At 46.0% G+C, this 23,855-nt stretch carries 22 protein-coding genes; 2 read left to right on the forward strand and 20 right to left on the reverse strand.

Going from position 1 to position 23,855, the window contains the following annotated elements; genetic code table 11:
* Positions 1 to 16: 16 nt before the first annotated feature.
* From ACQRBJ_RS05545 to ACQRBJ_RS05595, 11 genes are all read right to left on the reverse strand, one after another.
* The gene (locus ACQRBJ_RS05545; protein ID WP_089542938.1) at positions 17 to 202 is read right to left on the reverse strand and encodes a DUF4250 domain-containing protein; all 186 of its coding nucleotides are present in this window, start codon (positions 200 to 202) and stop codon (positions 17 to 19) included.
* A 149-nt stretch (positions 203 to 351) separates the two neighbouring features.
* The gene (locus tag ACQRBJ_RS05550) at positions 352 to 1,803 is read right to left on the reverse strand and encodes an NADH-quinone oxidoreductase subunit N (RefSeq protein WP_445303041.1); all 1,452 of its coding nucleotides are present in this window, start codon (positions 1,801 to 1,803) and stop codon (positions 352 to 354) included.
* 15 nt (positions 1,804 to 1,818) lie between these two features.
* The gene (locus ACQRBJ_RS05555) at positions 1,819 to 3,318 is read right to left on the reverse strand and encodes a complex I subunit 4 family protein (protein ID WP_445303042.1); all 1,500 of its coding nucleotides are present in this window, start codon (positions 3,316 to 3,318) and stop codon (positions 1,819 to 1,821) included.
* A gap of 33 nt (positions 3,319 to 3,351) precedes the next feature.
* Positions 3,352 to 5,307, reverse strand: a complete 1,956-nt coding sequence (gene nuoL / locus ACQRBJ_RS05560; protein ID WP_118081956.1) for an NADH-quinone oxidoreductase subunit L — start codon at positions 5,305 to 5,307, stop codon at positions 3,352 to 3,354.
* Between the two features lie 6 nt (positions 5,308 to 5,313).
* On the reverse strand, positions 5,314 to 5,622 hold the full coding sequence (gene nuoK, locus ACQRBJ_RS05565) for an NADH-quinone oxidoreductase subunit NuoK (protein WP_006846356.1): 309 nt from the start codon (positions 5,620 to 5,622) through the stop codon (positions 5,314 to 5,316).
* On the reverse strand, positions 5,619 to 6,146 hold the full coding sequence (locus ACQRBJ_RS05570; RefSeq protein WP_006846357.1) for an NADH-quinone oxidoreductase subunit J family protein: 528 nt from the start codon (positions 6,144 to 6,146) through the stop codon (positions 5,619 to 5,621). Before ACQRBJ_RS05570 ends, nuoK begins: the two co-directional genes overlap by 4 nt.
* A 15-nt stretch (positions 6,147 to 6,161) precedes the next feature.
* A complete protein-coding gene (locus ACQRBJ_RS05575) occupies positions 6,162 to 6,692 on the reverse strand; it encodes a NuoI/complex I 23 kDa subunit family protein (protein WP_006846358.1) in 531 nt (176 codons plus the stop codon).
* A 105-nt stretch (positions 6,693 to 6,797) separates the two neighbouring features.
* The gene (gene nuoH, locus ACQRBJ_RS05580) at positions 6,798 to 7,883 is read right to left on the reverse strand and encodes an NADH-quinone oxidoreductase subunit NuoH (protein ID WP_006846359.1); all 1,086 of its coding nucleotides are present in this window, start codon (positions 7,881 to 7,883) and stop codon (positions 6,798 to 6,800) included.
* Positions 7,884 to 7,885: 2 nt separating this feature from the next.
* Positions 7,886 to 9,457, reverse strand: coding sequence for an NADH-quinone oxidoreductase subunit C (locus ACQRBJ_RS05585; protein ID WP_445303043.1), 1,572 nt, complete (start codon positions 9,455 to 9,457; stop codon positions 7,886 to 7,888).
* Between the two features lie 19 nt (positions 9,458 to 9,476).
* The gene (locus tag ACQRBJ_RS05590; protein ID WP_006846361.1) at positions 9,477 to 10,202 is read right to left on the reverse strand and encodes an NADH-quinone oxidoreductase subunit B; all 726 of its coding nucleotides are present in this window, start codon (positions 10,200 to 10,202) and stop codon (positions 9,477 to 9,479) included.
* Complete coding sequence (locus tag ACQRBJ_RS05595) at positions 10,193 to 10,543, reverse strand: NADH-quinone oxidoreductase subunit A (RefSeq protein WP_006846362.1); 351 nt, start codon at positions 10,541 to 10,543, stop codon at positions 10,193 to 10,195. Before ACQRBJ_RS05595 ends, ACQRBJ_RS05590 begins: the two co-directional genes overlap by 10 nt.
* A gap of 473 nt (positions 10,544 to 11,016) precedes the next feature.
* On the opposite strand from ACQRBJ_RS05595, the gene ACQRBJ_RS05600 reads away from it, so the two are divergent.
* Together ACQRBJ_RS05600 and ACQRBJ_RS05605 are read left to right on the forward strand one after the other, a co-directional pair.
* Positions 11,017 to 11,517: a hypothetical protein gene (locus ACQRBJ_RS05600; RefSeq protein ID WP_445303044.1), complete on the forward strand. Its 501-nt coding sequence runs from the start codon at positions 11,017 to 11,019 to the stop codon at positions 11,515 to 11,517.
* Positions 11,471 to 12,064: a glycosyl hydrolase family 28-related protein gene (locus ACQRBJ_RS05605; RefSeq protein ID WP_445303045.1), complete on the forward strand. Its 594-nt coding sequence runs from the start codon at positions 11,471 to 11,473 to the stop codon at positions 12,062 to 12,064. The genes ACQRBJ_RS05600 and ACQRBJ_RS05605 overlap by 47 nt, the downstream gene beginning before the upstream one ends.
* Before the next feature lie 312 nt (positions 12,065 to 12,376).
* Here ACQRBJ_RS05605 and ACQRBJ_RS05610 read toward each other — a convergent pair whose 3' ends face one another.
* From ACQRBJ_RS05610 to ACQRBJ_RS05650, 9 genes are all read right to left on the reverse strand, one after another.
* A complete protein-coding gene (locus tag ACQRBJ_RS05610; protein ID WP_217760343.1) occupies positions 12,377 to 12,991 on the reverse strand; it encodes a deoxynucleoside kinase in 615 nt (204 codons plus the stop codon).
* Positions 12,992 to 13,119: 128 nt separating this feature from the next.
* A complete protein-coding gene (locus ACQRBJ_RS05615) occupies positions 13,120 to 13,737 on the reverse strand; it encodes a deoxynucleoside kinase (RefSeq protein ID WP_294970577.1) in 618 nt (205 codons plus the stop codon).
* A 218-nt stretch (positions 13,738 to 13,955) separates the two neighbouring features.
* On the reverse strand, positions 13,956 to 15,137 hold the full coding sequence (locus ACQRBJ_RS05620) for an AGE family epimerase/isomerase (RefSeq protein WP_445303046.1): 1,182 nt from the start codon (positions 15,135 to 15,137) through the stop codon (positions 13,956 to 13,958).
* A gap of 30 nt (positions 15,138 to 15,167) precedes the next feature.
* Positions 15,168 to 16,511 carry an MFS transporter gene (locus tag ACQRBJ_RS05625; protein ID WP_445303047.1) on the reverse strand — a complete coding sequence of 448 codons (1,344 nt, stop codon included), beginning with the start codon at positions 16,509 to 16,511 and terminating at the stop codon, positions 15,168 to 15,170.
* 124 nt (positions 16,512 to 16,635) lie between these two features.
* Positions 16,636 to 17,808 (reverse strand): glycoside hydrolase family 130 protein, encoded by a 1,173-nt coding sequence (locus ACQRBJ_RS05630; RefSeq protein WP_295346255.1) that lies wholly within the window; start codon positions 17,806 to 17,808, stop codon positions 16,636 to 16,638.
* 29 nt (positions 17,809 to 17,837) lie between these two features.
* Complete coding sequence (locus tag ACQRBJ_RS05635; protein ID WP_445303048.1) at positions 17,838 to 19,001, reverse strand: glycoside hydrolase family 26 protein; 1,164 nt, start codon at positions 18,999 to 19,001, stop codon at positions 17,838 to 17,840.
* Between the two features lie 101 nt (positions 19,002 to 19,102).
* Positions 19,103 to 20,443 carry an acetylxylan esterase gene (locus ACQRBJ_RS05640; protein WP_445303049.1) on the reverse strand — a complete coding sequence of 447 codons (1,341 nt, stop codon included), beginning with the start codon at positions 20,441 to 20,443 and terminating at the stop codon, positions 19,103 to 19,105.
* A gap of 184 nt (positions 20,444 to 20,627) precedes the next feature.
* Positions 20,628 to 22,184, reverse strand: coding sequence for a cellulase family glycosylhydrolase (locus tag ACQRBJ_RS05645; RefSeq protein WP_445303050.1), 1,557 nt, complete (start codon positions 22,182 to 22,184; stop codon positions 20,628 to 20,630).
* A 13-nt stretch (positions 22,185 to 22,197) separates the two neighbouring features.
* A complete protein-coding gene (locus ACQRBJ_RS05650) occupies positions 22,198 to 23,838 on the reverse strand; it encodes a glycan-binding surface protein (RefSeq protein ID WP_445303051.1) in 1,641 nt (546 codons plus the stop codon).
* Positions 23,839 to 23,855 lie beyond the last annotated feature (17 nt).

Consider the following 23,855-nt stretch of genomic DNA (forward strand, 5'->3'; position numbering starts at 1 on the left):
AGTTTATAGGGTACTCTTACCAGAATTTCTTCTGCTGCTCTGACCACTCAAAGCCCTGAGTAGCCATTTTGGTTTCTAATGCTGCACGGTTCACATTGAAGTGATTACAAATCTCATCGAGTGTTTCAAACTCGTGGTCACGAAGCAGGAAGTTGATGGCGCTTACGAGCATCGGAACATCATTCATTGGTAACTTATCCATTTTTCAATTGATAATTAATAATTTATAATGTATAATGGAGGCACCATGCCTCTTTCGGGGTGCAAAATTACTGCAAAATTCAGACAATACCAAAAAAAATCCCAGCAATCTTTTACCGATTGCTGGGATTTTTATAAATTATTGATGATTTACGCATTCACTGCAACTGAAATCCAGTCGAAGACGAATGAGCAAATACCGAATGCTACGATACCTACGGTGCAGATAGCAAGCGCCAACTTGGTTGAGCATGCGCTCTGGAAAGTAGGAAGCGGATTATCGCTGTGCTTGATGAACATAGCCTTCACGATGAGCAGGTAGTAGTACAAGCTGATAACAGTGTTTACCAACGCGATGAATACTACGCCGTATGCCCAGGCTCCCAATGTGGTGTGGATGTCGTGTGTACCAACTGCTGCCATGAACACGAAGAACTTCGAGAACATACCGGCGAATGGAGGAATACCACCCAATGAGAACAATGCCAAGGTCATCAGGAATGCCAGACGTGGATTGGTCTTGTACAAACCATTGTAGCTGTCCATCTGAACTGTACCGTTGTTGTGCTCCTCAATAGATGAGATGATGGTGAAGACGCTCAGGTTGGCTACTACGTAAATCAATACATAGTAAGTCAGGGCGCTCACGCTCATCGCTGAGTTACCTACCACTGCCAACATGATGTAACCTGCCTGAGAGATAGAAGAGAATGCCATGAAACGCTTCAGGTCGCTCTGACGGATGGCAAACAGGTTGGCGATAGTGATAGAAAGTACAATCACGATGTAAAGCAACGCGGTCCAGTACTCTACCATTGGCTGGAACACCTTCATGAGGATAGCGCAGAGAGTAAACGCTGCAGCACCCTTAGATACTACTGACAGATAACCTGTAACTGTAGTTGGTGCACCCTGGTATGAATCGGCTGTCCAGAAGTGGAAAGGAACCAAGGAAATCTTGAAACCGAGACCACTGAAGAAGAATACCATACCGGCGATGGTCAATGGTGATGCAGAGATAACCTTTGCGATATCATCGAAGTACAAAGTACCACAAGCAGCATAGAGCAGAGAGATACCGTAGATCATCACACCACTAGAGAAAGTAGCGGTCAAAATGAACTTAGCTCCTGCCTCAGCAGAATTGTGACGGTACTTATCGAATGCTACCAAGCAAGCCATTGGCACAGATGCCATTTCAAGACCGAGGAAGAACAGGAGGAAGTGGTTGGCACTAACCATCATGTTCATACCGAGCAAGGTAGAGATAATCAGCATATAGAACTCACCCTCCTTGAAGGCTGTGTCCTTGCGGCTCAACCACTCCTTAGCCTGTACCATCACGATGAGGGTACCCAGAGCCAGGATGGTCTTCAAGACACCGGCAGCAGGACCTGTTGTGTACATGCCGCCAAATGCCTCTGTGGCTTCTGTTGGGAAGATATTGATGACGATGTGAGCCACCATCAAGAGACATACCAGAGGATTGAACCACTTACGGTCTGCGCTCTTGGAACTGCAGAAGTCAGCAATGAAAGTGATCAACAGAACTACCATCAGGGTAGCTTCTGGAATCATATTTAAAAATTGACTGTAATTCATTTCTTCTGATATTTATTACATGATTACACTAAAGATAGGACCGACAGCGTCCATGATAATCTCCTCTGCCCAGAGTGGGAACATACCGAGACCAGCAACGCAGGCGATAAGACCTGCTACAGCGATACGCTCGTCCCAGGTAGCATCGTGAAGCTTCTCCAACTTTGGATTAGGAATCTTCTGATAAAGGATCTTACCAACACAACGCAGGATGTAAACCGCTGTTACTACGATAGAGGTACATGCGATGATGGTACATACGCGATGGAATGTATCTGCATTCTGGAAGGCACCTACGAAGATAGTCATCTCGGCTACGAAACCAGAGAAACCAGGCAAACCGAGGTTAGCCAAACCAGCTACTGCATAACCTACAGAGAGGAATGGAATAATCTTCATCAAACCACCCAGATAACGTACGTCACGTGTACCAGCCTGATGGTAAATCATACCGATAACGGCGAAGAAGAGGGCGGTCATCAAACCGTGAGACAACATCTGGAGGATTGCACCAGTAGCGGCTGTCTCGGTCATCATACAGAGAGCGAAGAGCACCATACCACAGTGAGATACTGATGAGTAAGCGTTGATGTACTTCAAGTCGGTCTGCACACATGCTGACAAAGCACCATATACGATAGAGATAGTAGTCAGTACGAGGAACACCTTGATCCAGAATCCGTGAGTAGCAGCTGGCAAGAGGAACATGGCGATACGGAAGCAACCGTAACCACCAAGCTTCATCAATACACCGGCGTGCAACATAGATACGGCTGTTGGCGCACTGGCGTGACCATCAGGAGACCATGTATGGAATGGGAACAGCGCACCGAGGATACCGAAACCGATAAAGAGCAATGGGAAGAACACGTTCTGCACGCTCTCTGGAATCGCATGAGCACCATTGGTATGGTGAGCGATATCCAGGATTTCGAAGGTCTGAGCACCACTGTAGAAGTAGATTCCCAGGATACCGATAACCAAAAGGGCTGAACCACCCATCAACATCAAAGTCAACTTCATGGCTGAATACTCCTTTGCACCACTACCCCATACACCGATGAGGAGGTACATAGGAATCAGCGCAACCTCATAGAACATGAACATGGTGAACATGTCGATAGAGATGAAGAAGCCATATACACCGATGCTCAGGAGTGTGAACCAGAGGAAGTATTCCTTCTTCATTGGCTCCATCTGCCAGGAAGCAAATGTACCGGTGAACACGATGATAGAAGTCAGGAGAATCATCACCACAGAGATACCATCCACACCGAGTGAATAGTTGATGTGCAATGGTTCAAACCAAGGCACACAGTAGGTGAAGAGCATCGGAGCTTGGTCGGCTGGCATTGTCTCACGAGCTTCGAGAAATGCAAACACCAAATAGATGGAGAGACCGAGCAATACGCTGGCACCTGCTACCATCACACCACGAACCTGCTTGTCGTTGCGTGCCAACCAGAGGCCGAGCAACATCAGGAGTGGTACTATGACGAATATACTTAAATTCATTTCTTTTCTATTTACTTAATTGTGAGACTTTCATTAAAGAAGTGCGAGCAGGCACAATGTCAATGCTACGGTACCGGTGAGGAACCAGATAGCATAGCTGCGAACATCACCACTCTGCCATGGGCGGATGGTTTCACCTGCCTCCTGTGTACCCCAAGCCATGAAGTTGAAGGTACCATCGATAACGCGACGGTCGAACCATGCGATTGGCTTTGAGAAGCAACCGAAGACAATCTTGTGGGTGAAGAACTGCCAAGCATCGTCGATATAGAAACGGTTCAAGGCTGCCTTGTGCAACTTAGGCATCTTCTTAGCCAAAGCGTCTGCCAATGGAGTCTTCTTAGGAGCATACATATAAGTAGCCAGACCGATACCGATGATAGCAACGATAACAGAGGTTGTTGCCACACTCATGTCGATATGGATATCGTAGCTCTGACCTGTAGCAGATACGAAGTGACCGAATGGAATCAAACCGCAGAGGCAAGAGATGATGGCAAGGAATACCAATGGACCCCACATCACGAAAGGAACCTCCTGTGGCTTGCGACGGTTCTCTGGATCCAGCTCATAGTAGCTCTGTCCCCAGAAGATGACATAGTAGAGACGGAACATATAGAATGCTGTCATACCAGCTACCACTGTCATGAACCAGCCCATAAATGGAGAGAACTGGAAGCAAGCTGAGATAATCTCATCCTTTGACCAGAAACCTGCGAATGGAGGAATACCTGCAATCGCCAAGCAACCGATGAGGAAGCAGATGTTGGTAATAGGCATATACTTGTGCAAACCGCCCATGTAATCCTTGAAGTTGCTGCCGATGATGACGATGATGGCACCAGAGCAGAGGAAGAGCAACGCCTTGAACATAGCGTGAGTAAACAGGTGGAAGATACCAGCCATGTAACCCAAACCACCATGGTGGTTATCTACTGCGAAGCAAACGCCGAGCGCTACGAGCATGTAGGCAATCTGAGAGATAGTAGAGAAAGCCAGACCACGCTTGATATCACGCTGGCAGCAAGCTACGGCTGCTGCATAGAATGCGGTGAAGGCTGCAATGTAAGCTACATAGTGAAGAGTCTCAGGAGCATACTGTACCCAGATTGGGAAGAGGCTGGCAACCTGATATACACCGGCTACAACCATGGTAGCGGCGTGGATCAACGCAGAAACAGGAGTTGGACCCTCCATCGCATCTGGCAACCAGATGTGCAATGGGAACATCGCACTCTTACCGGCACCACCGATGAACATGAGGAACAATGCAGTTGGCATTACCCAAGCTGCACCTGCCAAAGCAGAGTTGAGCTCTGGCTGAGCATTCAAGTCGTAGTTGAAGGTTCCTACATAGAAGCTGTAGAACAGGATACCGATGAGGAAGAAGAGGTCAGCGAAACGGGTTACGATGAACGCCTTCTTGCTGGCATGTACTGCAGCATGCTTTGGATAGTAGAAACCGATGAGCAGGTATGAGCAGACACCCACCAACTCCCAGAACAGATACATCTGGAAGATGTTGGTAGCTACTACCAGGCCCAACATTGACATGGTGAAGAGACTCAGGTAAGCGTAGAAACGCTGCATACCCTTCTCATATTCCTCAACCTTGTAGTTCTCATCACGCTCTGCCATATAGCCGAAGCTGTAGATGTGAACCATGAAGCTGACGGTCGTAATCACGATGAGCATCAATACGGAGATTGGGCTCAGGCGGAAACCAATGTTGAAGGTGAGCAACTCTGTAAACTTCAACCATGTGAAATTAAATACGGTAACAGTTGGGTACATACCTGTTGAGGCATCACGACCCACTGCAAAGAAGTACTCGTATGCTGTATAGACAGACATCGCGAATACACAACCCATCAATACGGTACCGATGAGTGCTGCTACCGGTCTTTTCATCTTCATACCCACAAGTCCCAGAACCAGGAAGCTCAGGAATGGCAGAAGAAGTATCAAAAATGCATAATTGTATTCCATTGTCTTTTAGAATTTCATGTTTTCAATACTGTTCACCTGGTCACTGTGATAGTTGCGGTAAACGTTGATAATAATAGCGAGCGCTACGGCTGTCTCGGCTGCTGCTACTCCGATAGAGAACAATGTGAAGAAGAAACCTTCCAACTGTCCTGGGAAGAGGATGCGGTTGAACACAGCGAAGTTCAGGTCGGCTGCATTCAATACAAGCTCGATGGAGATGAGCATGGCAACGAGGTTACGGCGTGTACAGAAGCCATAGACTCCGATGAAGAACAAGAGTGCTGAGAGCACGAAGAAATATTGTACTGGAATCATTTCTTATCCTCCTTTCTTGCGATTAAGATACCACCGATGATACATGCCAACAGGAATACAGAGATAAACTCGAATGGCAATACATAGCCATACTTGTCAGCACCTACCAGTGCAGAACCTACCTGGTCCATTGGCACCTCGGTGTCGGCTACGGTTGCAGCCATATCAATAAAGTGATTCTTCAACACGATGACTGCCAAGGTTACGAAACCAACGAGGCAGACGAGTGCGCGACCTACAATCCTGCTACCCTTGACATGCTCCACAAGACCCTGGAGAGTACGCTTTGATACCAACTGGATAGCGAAGACATAAAGCATGGTGATACCTCCGGCATATACAGAAATCTGAGCTGCACCCAGATAAGTATAGTCGAGCAGGAAGAACATGCCTGCTACACCGAAGAGCACGAACAACAGGAAGGTTGCTGCACGCATGATACGCTTGGTGAACACGCACATGATGGCTGAGCCAAGAATGACTACTGCCAAGATGACGAACATAAATAAATTTGCTGTTATCATTGTCTAAAGTCCTCCTTACTTAGTCTTGGTGTTAAACTTACCGATTTCCAATGGGGCACCACCATCGATGAGGTTAGGAAGGCTTCCGCCCTTATAAACCTCCTTGTCAAGGTGCATCACCAACTTGTTGCGGTCGAAGACTGCATTCTCGAAATCGTTGACAAACTTGATTGCACCGAAGTTACATGCGTTCACACAGAGCTCACAGAACATGCAGTCGCCCAAGTCGTACTGGTAATCTACCAGCTTGCGCTTCTTCTTGCCTGTCTCTGGGTCCTCCACCATCTCGGTTACAATCTTGATGGTATCGTTAGGGCATGACTTCTCACACAATGTACAACCCACACACTTGTAAGCCTCGTTCTCATCACGAACGAAGACCAGGCGACCACGGAAACGTGGAGATACGTGGAGTGTAGTCTTGCGGTTCTCAGGATACTGCTCTGTGCTCTTTGGTGTGAAGTACTCCTTCATGGTAGTCTTCATACCGATAGCGAGGGTCTTCAAACCCGCTGCAATACCGCCGAAATATGAATTGTTAGACATACTTTTATTTTTTGTTTATTTGTTAAGAAATAACAGAAGTTTCAAGTTGTAGAACTATTGTCTTAACTCCTTAACTTCTTTAACTCCTTTAACTCCTTAATAATATTATCCGTGGAATCCGAATGCTACGCATACTGTCATCAAGATCAGGATGACCAGTGACAATGGCATCAGATACTTCCACTCCAACTTCAGAATCTGGTCGATACGCAGACGTGGGAATGTCCAACGTACCCACATCAGGAGCCATACAACGGCGAAGGTCTTACCGAAGAACCAGATGAAACCTGGAATAAGGTTCATCAGATTGTCGAAGCCCTCGATACCGATGTTCAATGGCGCCCAACCACCGAGGAATACGGTAGAAGCGATACCAGAAATCACGAAGAGGTTGAGGTACTCTGCCAGGTAGTAGAAACCGAAGCCCATACCTGAATACTCAGTGTGGTAACCAGCGGTCAACTCACTCTCAGCCTCAGCCAAGTCGAAAGGACCACGGTTAGCCTCAGCATTACCTGCTACGAGGAATACGAGGAAAGCCAGGATAGCTGGCACATGACCCTTGATAATCAACCAGTTCCAAGCACCAGTCTGTGCCTCTACGATACCGCTTACCTGCATGGTTCCGGTAAGAACTACTGCAGAAATCAGACAGAGACCGAGAGACATCTCGTAAGAAATCATCTGTACGGCACCACGCATGGCAGATACCACAGAGTACTTGTTGTTAGATGCCCAACCTGCGAGGAACACACCCAGCACGCCGATAGAACTTACGGCTGTGATGAGGAATACACCTACGTTGAAGTCAAGAATATGTGCTCCCTTGTTCCATGGAAGGAATGAGAAAGTACCTACAGAGGCAATGATCACGAGGAATGGTGCCATGTAGTAGAGCAGCTTGTCGGCTCTATCTACGGCGAAAATCTCCTTGATCAACATCTTGAGCACGTCGGCGAATACCTGGAAGATACCCCAAGGACCTACACGCATAGGGCCAAGACGGCACTGGAAGTAGGCACACACCTTACGCTCCATGAAGATAAGTACGATTGCAATGAGGGCGTATGCTGTCAAAATGCAGATACCCACGAGCACGCACTCTATCAGAATCGACAGGAAGTCGCCCAAACCCAAGGTCTGGCGAAGCAGATTGTCGATGAATGTTGTTACTATACTAAAATCAAACATAATTATCTATCAATATCAGGGATTACGAAATCGATTGCTGCACCTGTAGTGATGAGGTCGGCGATCTTCTGACCACGGAGCATTGGATCCAAGGCTCCTGTGAGTGAGAGACCCATCGGACGCATCTTCATACGGTATGGACTCTTGTCACCCTTTGAGTCGAGATATACACCAAACTCGCCGCTGGCACCCTCTACAGAGAAGTACCACTGTCCCTCTGGAACCTTGATGATTGGCTTCTGCTTGATGTAGTACTCACCCTCAGGAATATTGTCGATCAACTGCTCGATGATGTCCAAGCTCTGATACAACTCCTGGATGTGTACATAGTAACGATCCATTGAATCGCAACCGGTAAGGGTGATTTCCTTCCACTCTACCTTGTCGTACATATCGTATGGATGACGCTTGCGGGTATCGTTCTTCCAACCTGATGCACGACCAGCAGGACCGGTTACGGCATAGTTGATACAATCCTCATAGTTCATTGGACCTACACCTTCGAGACGGTTGTGAGTAATCACGTTGTCACCGAATACGTCGAGGTATTCCTGAATCATCGGACGGAGATACTTGCAGAGGGTCTTCACGTTCTGAACGAAGTTAGGGTCGATATCTGCCTGCAGACCACCGATACGGTAGTAGTTCTGAATAAGACGGCCACCGGTTGTCTCCTCCATCACGTTCAATACGTGCTCACGGTCGCGCATACAGTAAAGGAATGCGGTCAAGGCACCCAAGTCCTGTGCGGTACAGCCGAGGTACAACAAGTGTGAGTCGATACGCTGCAACTCATCCATAATGGTGCGGATGTAGCGGATACGGTCTGAGAGTTCGATACCCATCGCCTCCTCGATAACGCCTACCAATGCGTGGCGGTGCATCATCGCAGAAAGATAGTTCAGACGGTCGGTCAATGCCAAGGTCTGTGGATAGGTCATGTTCTCCCACATCTTCTCGATACCACGGTGAATATAACCGAGGTGTGGATAGATGCGCTTCACGGTCTCACCATCAATAACAGTCTGCAATCGGAGCACACCGTGGGTAGATGGGTGGTTAGGACCGATGTTGACAACATAGTCGTTCTCATCAAAGCGACGCTTCTCTGTAGCTACCAGATGACCATCAGCACTAAGACTGTATTCTACAGTGAAATCATCCTCTGGCTCATCAGTACAAGGGAACTTGTTTGCCTCAGGACTCATATCGAAGTCCTTACGCAATGGATAGCCCTGGAAATCGGTGCGGAGGAAGAGACGGCGCATGTCTGGGTGACCCAGGAACTTGATGCCGACGAAATCGAAGACTTCACGCTCCAGGAGGTCAGCCACCTTCCAGAGATTGATAACTGTAGGAATCACATCACTGCCATCCACCTTCTTGGCGATGGTCTTTACTGAGCAGCGCTCGTTGGTCTGAGTATTCTCGAGAATATAGATACATCCGAGACCTTCCTCACCGAAGTCTTCACCGATGATGGTAACAAGGTAGTCGAAATGCTTCTCGTTCTTCAACTTCACCATTTCAGAGGCGAAATTATCAAAACTCAATTCAATATTATTCAGTTTCATGTTCTTATACCTTATTATATTAATCAGTTAGACCTTTCTGAGGGTCGAAATCCTCAGGTACTTCAGTTACGATGATAGGCTCCTTGTGTCCGAGCTTCTCGCTGTCAGAGAGGTTCTCGTTGCTCAAGCCGCGAAGACCACCCTTGCTCATAGAGAGTTCCTTCTCATCCTGAGTCATCTTGTGGTTAGCACCACCGAAGAATTTCTCAACCTTTACCTTACGCTGCAACTGCATCATACCGTAAAGGATAGCCTCAGGGCGTGGAGGACAGCCAGGGATGTAAACATCCACAGGAACCAACTCGCTGATACCACGAACCACATTGTAGCTCTTCTTGAACGGACCACCAGAGATGGTACATCCACCCACAGCTACCACATACTTAGGCTCAGCCATTTCATCATACAAACGCTTGAACACTGGTGCCATCTTATTGGTAATAGTACCGGCACACATGATCAAGTCTGCCTGACGTGGAGAGTTACGGGTTACCTCGAAACCGAAACGGGAGAAGTCGTAACGTGCACAACCTACAGCCATGAACTCGATACCACAGCAAGAGGTACCGAAGGTCAAAGACCAGAGTGAGTTACTACGTCCCCAGTTGATGGCAGCATCGAGCGAACCGACTACCACGTTAGCACCACCCTCATTGAGCTCCTGCGCAATTTTTTCGAGGGTGTCATTGTCCTTAAACTCGTCGTAAGGAATACTCTTGATAGAGGCTCTTTTGTTTACTTCCATTCCAATGCTCCTTTCCGCCAAGCGTATGCAAGGCCAAATACCAATACCAACAGGAAGAACCCGATGCTCACGAGAGCCATAGGTCCAAACTGCTTAACGACAACTGCCCATGGGTAAAGCAATACTGTCTCGATGTCAAACATCAGGAAAAGGATGGCGAAGAGGTAGTAGCCGATGTGTGATGGCAACCATGAGCTGCCACGAGTCGGAATACCGCACTCAAAAGGTTCACCCTTTACCGGATTGTATGAACGAGGACCGATCAACTTCGCAATGACATAAGCAGCCACCACCAAGGTTACAGCCGTCAGCAAAACGGTGATAAATAGTGTAAAGTTCATAAAAATTGTTATAACGTTATTTATTTAATTGCTTCTAAGCGGTTGCAAAGGTAACAAATAATTCTGAAAGAAAAGAAATTAAAAGTGTTAAATGTTAAATTCAGGGCAAAATTTATACCGAAGGTATGTCTTGCAGCTTAAAAACCACGCCCAAAAGGCATTTGTCTCTTAACTTCTTTCTAACTTCCCTAACTTCCCTTAACTTCCCTAACTCCCCTTAACTTCCCTAACTTCCCTTAACTTCCTTAACTTCCCTAACTTCCCTTAACTTCCCTAACTTCCCTTAACTTCCCCACATGCGAAAGTTAAGTATAATACATTTAGGCACGCACGTGTTCTATATTTTCCATACGCACACTGCATCCTGCATAGTTAAAGATTCTTAAATAAAAAAATGATATTCTTTGAAAAGACAGCCGAAACTGCTACCGACTATATCGTGGACTACTGGCAAGATGGTGAGGAAAGCCAAAATGTGGGATGACTTCGCCAGAAAGGTAAGCGCTCAAACCGTGAATATCGGCAAGAACAAGCAGATGTTCTGGACCTCAAAAGTATGGGTGAAAGTGCGTGAAAACAGTGTAGATTCGGAACACTGGAGAGATGCTGCCCTCTGGTGCGATATAGGCAAGAAGGGATATATCAGGAACGAACAGTTTGATAACAGGTGCGCCTTCGGACCGGGTACAACCTTCTGGTTTCCAGCAGGTACAGGAACTAAGGTTTCCCTCATGTCGTATTTCAAGATTACCACAACGACGATAGACGATTCTGTTCCTATGCTCGACAGAGAACGTACCAACATCGAGAGAAAGAAGGTGGGATTACCTTCACTCGAAGAAGAGGAGAAGGGATCTGGAACCTATATGTATGTCTATACACTTGCCACGAAGAATCCAAATCTCCGTCCTGCTATCAAGATTGTAGATGAACAGCCCGTTCTTCTACAGCCATCGGAAAAGAACAATACCTGAGGGCGTAAAGGTTTATGCTGCAACAGCAGATGAGACCCAGGATTCAACGGCCATCATCAAGAACTTAACAATGACGCTGACAGAAGTGGATGTCATCAAAGTCATCAATGCCAACAAGGGATATGTGGTGTATGGACCTGTTGGTACCTATGCCTTCCACTCCACTTCCCGTGAAAGCAATGAAGCTACCATCCTGAAGGGTAACCCAACGTCGGAATATATATCTTCCGACAACAACAACGGTTACGTCTTGTCATACAAGAGTACCTGGGGATTAGGTTTCTACAAGTACACAGGCTCGCAGTTATCGCCTTACCGTGCGTGGTTGCCACAGAACATGGTGAGCAAGCGTAATAGTGAGAATCTGGCTTTGGACAAGCAGGCCATCCATCTGGTCTTTGCCAAAGGCACTTCCGGTATTCTCCCTCCTACTATCCGGGGAGACCAGAAAGAAGAAAAGCTCTTCAACCTCTCTGGTCAGCCAGTAGGCAAAGCCGCCAAGGGGCTTGTCATCAGCCGGAAGAAAGGAAAGTTTATCAAGAGATAATTCAATTCTTTAGCTTATTGCTCCAATAAGCTATTGGGAAACAGACAAAGAGGGTGTGTCATAAAATTATGACACACCCTCTTTGTCTGTTGTATACTATTGATATGTTGTTTGAAAAGATAGTATATGTTTTTAAGATATATAGCTTCTCTGGCCGCACAACAGCTGTTGTGCGCTTGCATATCAGCTGTTGTGCGCTCGTACATCAGGTGATGTGCATGCGGTGGTCAACAGTTATGCACCAACTGTATCTAAGCTTATGACACGGTCTTTTTTACGACCATTGTTGAACCACCGGCTAAGGTTAAGTTCTTATTTGAAGAGCCCGAAGAGTTCAGCATCTATCAGATCGGTCACCTTACGGAAGTCTTCAGGATTCTCACCAAACTCCAGATTGTCACCATCAACGATGATGAGGCGACCCTTGTAACTCTTGATCCATTCTTCGTAACGGTTGTTCAAGCCCTGGAGATAGTCGATGCGGATACTCTTCTCGAAGTCTCTGCCTCGCTTCTCAATGTGCTTGACAAGCGTTGGAATACTACTCTTGATGTAAATCATCAGGTCTGGGAGCTTCACCAGACTAATCATCAGATCAAAGAGATCGGTATAATTATCGAAATCCCTATCACTCATCTTACCGAGGTCATGAAGATTAGGAACGAAGATGCGGGCATCCTCGAAGATAGTACGGTCCTGTACGATGGTCTGTTCTGAACGGGAGATTTCCACGACATCATGGAATCGCTTGTTCAAGAAATAGATTTGAAGATTGAACGCCCAGCGTTCCATATCCTGATAAAAATCAGCCAGATACGGATTATTATCTACCGGTTCGAAGTTTGCCTTCCAACCATATCTTTTGGCAAGCATCTTGGTTAATGTAGTCTTGCCACTTCCTATATTTCCTGCTATTGCTATATGCATCTTTTTTTACTTTTTTACTTTTAGTTTTGGCTTGGGGACCAGCGATGGAATCGCTGGGAATGGGGGCACAAAAGGGGGATGGCGCTTTTTACCCTTTTTTACCTTTTTACCCTTTTACTTTTTTACCTTTAAGAAAAGAGGCCGAAGAGCTTGGCATCAATCTTATCGATGATGTCACCAAACTGCTTGGGGTTGTGCTCGAAGTCGAGATTGTCTACTTCCACAATGAGCACATTGCCGGTATATTTGTTCATGATGAAATCTTCGTAGAGATTGTTGATACCTTCCAGATAATCCAGAGGCATCTTCTGCTCATAATCACGACCGCGCTTCTGGATATTCTTCACGAGGTGAGGAACTGAAGAACGGAGATAAATCATCAGTTCAGGCATCTCTACCACTTCCATCATCGACTCGAAAAGCTCCATATAAGTCTCGTAGTCGCGCTGGTCCATGTTGCCCATCTTCCGGTTGTTGGCTGCAAAGACATATACACCTTCGAAGATGGTACGGTCCTGGATGACCGTCTCCGTACTGTGCTGGATTTCGAGCAGATTCTTGAATCGCTGCTTGAGATAGAACACTTCCATGTTGAGTGCCCATCGGGGGATGTCCTTGTAATAGTCATCGATATAGGGGTTATCAGCCACGGGCTCCAAATACTTCTTCCAGCCATAGTGTTTGGCGAGCATCTTGGTCAACGTGGTCTTACCGCTACCGATGTTTCCTGCTATTGCTATATACATTTATTTTGAAAGAATAATTTACATTTAATATTTAATCATGGGGCTAGCGCCCTGCATTGACTGCAAAATTACAACAAATATTTGGGATAAACAAAAAAAGTCCCGCAGATTTCGCAAATTACGCCAATTATTATCCATATAGAATAAAAAACAGCATAATCTGCAAACTGCGGGATCAACTTATAAAATCAACTATTCATTCAGATGTGTGTTTCTGTCTAATAGTCTCGTTCGATGAGTTCGAGACACATGCGGGAGTTATGGTAAGGACATTTCCAGAAACCAGCCTTATCATCCTCCTTGTTCACCGTACCATCTTCCAGTATAGCCCAGTGCCACTCACCGTTCTTGGCGTCCAGGAGATGCTTGGCTACATAGTTCCAGCAGGAGATGGCAACCAGAAGATTCTCTTCGGTGCAGAAATACTGGTAGAGGTCGATATGGCCGATGATGTTCTCGCACTGCACCCACCACTGGCGCTGGAGATCATACTTATCTCCATCTTTCCAATGCTCGTAAACCATACTGCCATCCGGACGTAAGCCTTCATCTGCAGCATCGGCTATACGACGGATGATGTGCTCTATCTTATGCAGCAATACCTTATCGCCCAGAACAAGAGCGGTTTCGTGGAGCAGCCAGGAAGCCTCGATATCATGACCATAACTCTCGATGTTGCGCTGGCCCTCCCACTCGTCATTGAAGAAGAGGTCGAGATGATAAGTCTCCTTGTTCAGAAGCTTATCGGTGAAGATATCGAGCAGATTACGGATGCTCTTCTCCAGTTCCGGAGTCTTCCATACACGATAAAGATTGGTATATGGCTCGATGATATGCAGATGGGTATTCATCGTACGGGAACCATTCTCGTCCTTATCAGAGAGACGCATGTCGGCAATCGGATTCCATTCACGGGTCAATGCTTCGATATATCCGTTGTTCTCGGCATCAAAGGCATGCTTCTCGATGTCATGATACAAGGAGATAGCGATATCCAGTGCCTCCTTGTCGCCTGTTGCACGGGCATACTCTGAGAAACCATAGATGGCAAAGCCAATAGCATAAGTCTGCTTCTTGGTATCGAGCGGATTGCCCTGATAGTCAACACTCCAGTAGATGCCGCCATATTCCTTGTCCAGGAAATGATCACGGACATACTCCTTGGCACGGGTGGCAGCCTCAAGATATTCCGGCTTCTTCAACACACGGTAGGCAGCAGAGAACGCCCAAAGGATGCGGGCATTCATCACAGCACCTTTCTCTGCTTCAGGGTGTACCTGGTCATTACCATCTACACGACCATAAAAGCCGCCGTTTTCCTCATCTTTCACCTTGTCAATCCAATACTTGAGGATGTTGTTCTCCAGGACATCCTTCATCGTTTCTTTCAAGTTTTCCATTTTTCAAGTGATTATCAGTTGTACATCATTCTACTTCTTGATAGGGAACTTCCATGACAATACCATCAACAGGAAGGCAATGACAGCAGGGAAGAGTGAGAACAATGACCATACCATCGTGAGCACAGAGTCGGTGACACTGGCTGGGTCGATCATCGTATTACCCATCTTATCTGTTATCATGTTGGCACCTGCCCAGCCCAGGAAGAGGGCGATGAGAGAACCGGAAATGGCGGTACCAAACTTCTGGCTCATCGTACCGGAAGAGAAGATAAGACCCGTAGCTGATGTTCCGAAATGCTCGGTATGATAGTCGGCTACATCTGCATACATTGACCACATCAATGGCGAATAGATACCGATACCCATAGAGGTAAGGATAACGATAACTATCATCACCCAGATATACGACGGATTCATCGGGATGAAGAAGAAGACAACAGAGAGAACCAGACAGAGAGCTGCAGCCCAGAAGAATGCCATGCGCTTGCTGCCTACCAGACGGGTGAACCAAGGAGATACACCACCGAAAATCATACAGGTTACTTCACCGAATGCCATGAAAACGGTATAGTTGATAATCAATCCCTCGATGGTTACATTGCCATGCAGACAGTAATCAAACATATAGCCAGCTACGGCATAGCGGAATCCGTTGAAGAAGTTGGTGCAGACGGCGATGGCTGTCATATAGAGCCAAGCCTTGTTGTGAACGAGGTCGGCAAACTGCTGAAAAGAGAACTTCTCTGCACGCTTTGGCTTGAGACGTTCCTTGGTGAGGAGTCCACAAGCTAAGGTCATCACAGCAGCAATGATACCGAGTACGGCACCAATGACTGCATACTGATGAGCAGCATTTCCACCTACCATCTTCTGGAGATATGGGAAGGAAAGCAAGGTAGCAAAACCCATCGCATAAGCTCCCACCATACGGAAAGAAGAGAACTGGTTCTTCTCATCATCATCTTCGGTCATCACACCAAGCAATGAACCGTAAGGAACATTCACCATAGTATATACCGCCATCATCAGGAGATAGAGGGCATAAGCATAGATTCGCTTGCCTACAGGACCGAAGTCTGGCGTGTAGAGCAAGAGGGCGAATATCAATCCGAAAGGAATGGCACCATAGATGAGCCAAGGACGATAGGTGCCGAAACGGCTCTGGGTACGGTCAGCAAGACTACCCATCAACGGGTCGGTAACCACATCGAACATACGAGCCACAAGCATCAGCACCGCAGCATCGGCAAAAGAGAGTCCGAAGACGTTGGTAAAAAACAGAGGAAATGCAATAGACATCACCTTCCATACGATACCACCGGCAGCAGCATCACCGAGTGCATAAGCAATTTTTTCTTTTATACTAGCCATTGTTTTACTTTGAACTTTTAATTTTGAACTTTGAACTGTACGAAAAAGGGATTCGCCCCTCGTACATATTTATAATACGTACGAGGGTAAAGAATCCCTACAATCTTAATACCTATGAAAAAAATTACTTATTTAATGTTTCCTTATTCTTTGCAACTAAAGCCTTGATCTTCTCTACTGAGAACTGAGTGCGATAGTCGTCCTTTGGTGTATTCATGCAGTAATCAACCAGACGGTCGATGGTAGAAGTAGCTACATGCATACGTGTATCAGAAGAAGCATAGTAGATGAATACCTTGCCATCCTCATCTGCAATCCAACCATTGGTGAAAACAACATTCATCACATCACCGATATACTCAGGACCTTCCGGTACGAGAAGGTATCCACCTGGCTCTGCAATCACCTCTGTAGGATCCTCAAGAGATGTCATATACATATAGAGCACATAACGGAGACCGCTGGCACAGCCACGAACACCGTGAGCCAGGTGCAACCAACCCTTATCTGTCTTGATAGGATGAGGACCCTCACCGTTCTTCACCTCCTGAATGGTATGATAGTGACGGGCATTGATGATCTTCTCTTCCTTGATTTCAGCATGGGTGATATCATCAACCAATGCCCAGCCGATACCACCGCCTGAACCTGTATCGATGAAACCATCCTGTGGACGGGTATAGAAAGCATACTTGCCATCAACGAACTCTGGGTGGAGAACCACATTGCGCTGCTGACTCTTGGTCTTCAAATCAGGAAGACGCTCCCAGTTTACCAAGTCCTTGGTACGTGCGATAGCAGCTGTTGCTGTTGCAGCACTGAGGTCACCTGGCTGATCATCATCATGACGCTCTGCACAGAACACGCCATAGATGTAACCATCCTCATGAGCGGTGAGTCGCATATCATAGATATTGGTAGCAGGAACCACATCCTCTGGCATGGTGATAGGCTCATCCCAGAAGCGGAAATTGTCGATACCGTTAGGACTCTCGGCTACAGCAAAGAAACTCTTGCGGTCAGCACCCTCCACACGAACAACGAGGAGATACTTTCCGTTCCACTTGATGGCACCGGAATTGAGGGTAGCATTCATCATGATGCGCTGCATCAGATATGGGTTACTCTTCTCATCGAAGTCGTAGCGCCACTCCAATGGTGTATGTTCTGCGGTAAGGATAGGGTTCTTATACTTCTCGTAGATACCGTTTCCCCACTCTACCGGTTCATTCTTACGGCTCAACAATTCCTCATGATGAGCACGGAGAGCCTTCACTTTTTCTTGAAATGTTATCATAATATATCTTTTTTTACTTTTTTACCTTTTTATTTTTTTACCTTTACAATGTCTTTGACAAAAAGGACTTTCTTTTCGTTCTTGAATGCCTTGAAGTCATTGACGATGGCTCCATCACCTACTCCAGGGAGATAAGCTTCCTCCTGAGGTTTGTCCCAAGCATTGCGCCAGAAGAGAACGTAGCTCAACTGATACTTCTGAAGTACTGGCCAAAGAGTCTGGGTGAACCAGTTCTGCTTCTGCGAAATGCCTCGGCATCCTGTCTCGGAGAGCGCAGGAATCTTGTTGATTTTCTGGGCAGCCTGCATCATCACATCCAATGTCTCGGTAAGATTCTTCTGATAGGTGGCATCATTGTTGTCAAACTCATAGATGTCAACGCCTACCAGATCAACGAACTCATTACCCGGATAACGCTCCAAGAAAGCATCAACGTTCTTCTCGTCTCCCAAGTTTGGTGACCAAGCCCATACGATGTTGTTACACCCTGCTTCAGTAAGTCTGTGATAGGTTTTTGCGTAAAGTTGGTTGTATTGCGCAGGTGTACAACTATTGGCTCCCCACCAGAACCATCCGCCATTCATCTCATGCCACGGACGGAAGATAACGGGAACGAGTTGTCCTTTATCATTCTTCAACGAGAGGATGAAATCTGATACTTTCTTGAGCCATGCATCAAACTTCTTCTGCTGAGCACCTCCGTCAAGAACAGCAGCTACGGCATCCCCCTTCGGATCCCATGCGTTCTCTCCTGTTGCCGGATTCCATGGGTGCCAACTCAAGGTTACGATACCACCACGCTTGTGCTGTGCCAGAATCTCCTTTCTCATACGGTCGAAAGGAACGCCGTCGAGATTTTCCTTGCTGTCGAGTTCTATCTTACCGAGGTCGAATCCCATCACTGCAGGATAGTCGCCCGTAGTGAGGAGCACGTCGCTCTTTCCTTCATCCCATTTCCAGGTGGTACCATACACCGGGTCATCCTGATGACCCAACATGATACCCTTGCTTAATAATTTCTGCAACCGAGTCTTCAGCTGTCCTGCAGGTGTTTTACTGCAATCTTTCTTGCCTTTGCAGCAGGATGTATTAGCAGCCTGGACTGATGTACCAATGACACCGTCCACCTGAGCCATTGCTCCCTGCATCGCCAGCAGACAAGCTGCACTCAATAAATATTTCTTCAATACCATATCTTTATAATATTAAGTGTTAAATGTGAAGTTATTAGCATTTGAATTGGCTTTCCCTTCTGACGCCGAACGTTGTTTCTTCACTCTTCGTTCTTCACTCTTCACTTTCGAAGCTGCGCTTCGATGAATCGCTGCCATTCATCCCACTGCTCCTGATACCAAAAATGTCCTGTCATCTGATAGAGACTCAAGGTCTTAGGAGCCTTTACGCTATTGTAAAGTCCGTAAGATGATGTAGGAGGAACCACCTCGTCATTATATCCGAAGCTATACCAACCCGGACAAGTGATGCGACGGGCGAAGTTGGCACCATCATAATAGCGGGCTCCTTCGAGGCGCGCCTTCTCCAAATCAGTCAGTTTCTGCTCTTTCCAGGCAGCACCCTGTGCCTTGTCTTCCGCATAGAAGTAGTGAGGCCAACCGCCTGCAACTCCGTGAATCTCAGCCTCATAATCGCACATAGCATCATGAACAGGAGCCAGGAAAGTGATGCGCTTATCGAGAGCTGCCACTGCGATAGAAAGGAATCCACCCTGTGAAGAACCGGTCACACCTATGGTCTTGCCATTCCATTCTGGAAGGGAAGCGATATAATCCACACCACGGACAGCACCGGTTACGACTCTCTTATAAGAGTTGCGGTTCGGATTTTCGAGATTGGTATCCCAGTAACCATTCAGTTCACCATTGGCAAGATCATCATATACCTTCTGCTCCATGGTAACAGGAACACCGTGAATACCGATTTCGAGCACGATGCACTCAGCAGGAGCTGTATAGGTATCGCCAGCATAAGGGCGGACACCGGCACCAGGAACACGGAGAAGAGCAGGATATTTACCTTCCTTGACCGGAACACTCAGGATGCCATACATCTTAGAGCCCCAGCGGTTGTTGTTATAGCTGATTTCATATACATTCTTATCCTTGGTACAACGCTCTGGAAGGAGCACCTTGGTAGGATTGAGGTCATTCTGTCTTGCCTCATCCAATGCCTTCTTCCAGAAAGCATCAAAGTCTTTCGGTTCCTTGGCAAACGGCAGGATCTTTTCTGGAGAGAAACCTGCAGTACAAAGTCCCTCATAATTCTTACCATCTACATGAGCTATCACCTTGAAGCGATAGAAGCCCGGCTGCTTGAGCGCCCCACTCCATTTCATGGTTCCGTCTTTCAGAACAGCACTCTTCTTCACTTCCGGAAACATTGCCGGACCAGCTTCGTAGTCTATCTTGACGTTATCGAGAAGCGTTCCGCTTTTTCTCACATTGACGGTGAAGTTAGCTTTCTCACCTACCTTGTAGTTCCAATTCTGATGATCAGGAGTAACCGAAACCACAATGTTGTTGCCTCTGATTTGTGCGCGAAGGTTCAAAGAACCCAGCGCACTTATCAGAACACTTATAATTATTAACTTAAAAACCTTTGCATTACTATTCTTCATTTTTATGTCCATATTGTTAGTTACACTGTCAAGTTTTACGGTTGCAAAGTTAACATAAATCTTTCTATAACCCTTGTACTATTTTGCTAAATGATTACACTTTCTTTTCAAAGCATAAAAAAAAGGTGGAAAATCTAGCCGCCGCCAGATATTTCCACCCAATTATTATTAAATTAAATACGATTTACTTAACACGATTCTTCACCAATGCATCAACAATTGGAGCCTCGTCCTCAAGCCATGTATTAGTACTGCGGTCGAGCAAGCCCATCCACCAGAAAGCAGCAGTCTTATACTCATTGCACAAAGAAGTGACATAATCCGCATACTTAGCACGCTCTGTCATCTCTGGATGATCACCGAGAGCACCGAACTCACCGAAGAAATAAGGAATTCCAAGAGCACCGCACTTCTTATCTACACGATTGAAGATAGCCTTGATTTCAGCCTTCTGGTCATCACCGAAATCATAGATGTAATACTTCTCGTTTTCATCAATCTCCTTCTTGGCATCAGCACTCTCACCCTCTTTATGACGGTTTCCGTTACAGAACCAATAAGGATCATAGCTATGGAATGTAGCACAAATATGGTTTGGATGAGTATCTGTAGGAACAGCCATCGCATTGACAGAGACATCAGAAGAACCACCATCTCCATAACAAGAAATCAAAAGATTTCGATACTCATTGTTTCCACCAGTAGCTCGAACCACGTTAACGAAATCCTGCTGCAACTTATTGATAGTTTCGAATGCAATATCTCCTGCAGCTGGTACAGTCCAACTAGATTTGGCATTCAGAATTTCATTAAATGACTCAAAGATAACCTTGTCATCAAAATCTTTCATTTCTGTAGCAATCTGCTTCCAGATAGCCTGATAGATCTTGGTTACATTCTCATAGTCATTATCTGCGTGAAGCCATGCTGAGTTAGGGTCACCGCTACCATTGTTAGCACCGGCATCATGCTGGATATTAACAATGCAGTACATACCCTCATCATTAATCATTTTTACGATTTCCTTTACACGAGCCATCCATTCTACATCGATAGCATAATCCTCATCCTTGGTATAGGTCTTAGAGAACTTGGCAATGTGAGGATGCCATGTTACAGGCAAGCGAAGCGCATTGAATCCCTTAGCCTTGAGGGTCTGGATAGTTTCCTTGGTTATCTGTGGCTGTCCCCAAGCCTTTTCCCAGTCTGCAACAGTTTTCTCCTCTGGCTTCCACCAGTTTCCATAAGGACAAGAATCCATGGTGTTACCCAAGTTGTAACCGAGAACAAAATTCTCAACCATTTCCCATGCACTCTCATGACCGTCATCAATTCCGGAAATACCTGCCTGATTTACGGTAATGACCTTAGTCAGACCACCAGCTGTGATGGTAAGAGTAGAAGTACGTGGAGCTTCTGTATTCTTTTGGGTAGTGACCTTAAAATAAGAACGGTAGTTGGATGCTGTAGAATCAGAAATATTCCATCCGTAACCTTCGTGAGGAGTCACACTGATCCAGCTGGCATCTGCCTCGGGAACAGAAACTGTCCATTCTGCATCAGTATTGACACCGAGCATCACAGACGACTCACCCAAAGGCATAGAGAGAGACTCTATTGTTACACCATCATTGGTGATGGTTAATCCTGTAGCAGCATTATTATCATCGCTGTCGCTGCAGCTCATGAAGAGAGCTGCAACGAAGAGGAGTGCGAAACTAAATATATTTTTTAATTTCATAATTTTTCAGTTTTTACTTTTTTGGAATGTAAATCACACGGATATTATCAAATTTCACATCAAGCTTACCAGAAGTAGTACTCTCGTTGATGCTCTGGATGCGGAACTGATTCAAACCAACAGACTTGATAGCAGAGAAATCCTTGCCTGCATAGCAATTGAACTTGCTCAATGGAACAACGGCACGATACCACTTTTTCTTGTAGAACTTACCATTGATATCCTGAAGAACAGGACCATCAGGATAGTTACCTACCTGTGGATTAGAGTCATAACCACCATCAGGCCATTCAAAGTTGTTATACTGGTTTTCTGCATCGCCCAATGGCTGTATCAGATAACGGAGATAACCCCAATAAGAACCATTGTTGTAATCACCTGCATCATAAACATTCATGGTGAAATAAAGTTCGTCAGCCGTAGCTGAAGCAGGAATGTTATCAGAGAATGAGAAAGAATTACCACTCCAATCCTTGCGGAAATAGATCATGGTTCCCCACCACTGCTGATATTCTGTAGCAACATCAATGTGAGCATACTTACCATCGGCATTACCTGCATCCACATAAGAAGCATTTGGTCCCCAACCATTATCTGTAGCATCGCCATCGAAGGTGGTCAGGATGGTTGAATAATCGTAGAAACGGTCTACGCTAGCAGAACCTGCAGGATTGGTTATTGTCAAAACCATATTATTACCCTCTACAGCTGGTTTTTGCTTGAATGGAATAAAGATAGAGTCTTCTGATTCTGCAACAGTATAGTCACCATCAGCCTGCTTCAATACCACATTACCATAAGTAATCTGGTCAATCTGAGTAAAGTCACGACCTGTCAAAACCAAGGTCTCACCAATCTCTGGCATATCGTTAGAGCAACTATTGATTACAGGTTTGCCTGGCAAGTAGTTGAAGTTAAGATAAACTGTACCAGCTGCACACTGCAAAACCAGAGCTCCGTGCTCAGGTGCACCCTCAGGAACGGTTACACCAACGATAGAAGTTGTACGATAAGCCTGGTTTTCAGGATTGATGGCATGATCAGCCTTTTCGATATTGAAATCACAAGCAATATGATTGCCAGGAACCTCATTATCTTCCCAAACCTGTTCATCAAGTTCATCGCCTGTTACATCAGTGATATATACCTTCTCGATATCCACGAGATTGTAACCATAAACCTTCATCACATTACCAGCCTCACGAGGATAGACTGCGGCAATACGTGAAGCAATAGGACCAGGAGCCAACACCTTAAACTGGTAGGTGGCAGTACCATGAGAGGTCTCGATACGAAGTTCATCCTTCAAATCACTGTTGAAAGCAGTCAACTTAAAACCTTTTTCCTCTGTAGGAATGGTAACAATGAGACTGTGAGGAGTATTCATTGTAGAGTTGAAACTTACATTCTGGTCATTGATATATACATTACGTACATCACTGAGATTATGACCCATTACAGCAATGACCGAACCGCAACCCGCCTTGCTGAACAAGCTGTCAGCCTTAGCCGGATCACAAGCACGGATACCTGTAATCTCAGGAGTACCATAGCCTTCCTCATCATCCTTACAAGAAGTAATGGTGATGGACAACATTGCCAGCAAAAGCAATGCTAACAAGCCGAATCTATGTTTAATTATATTCTTATTCATAAGATAATTATCTATTA

The organism is Prevotella sp. SGI.167, from assembly GCF_050313615.1.
Classification (GTDB): Bacteria; Bacteroidota; Bacteroidia; order Bacteroidales; family Bacteroidaceae; genus Prevotella.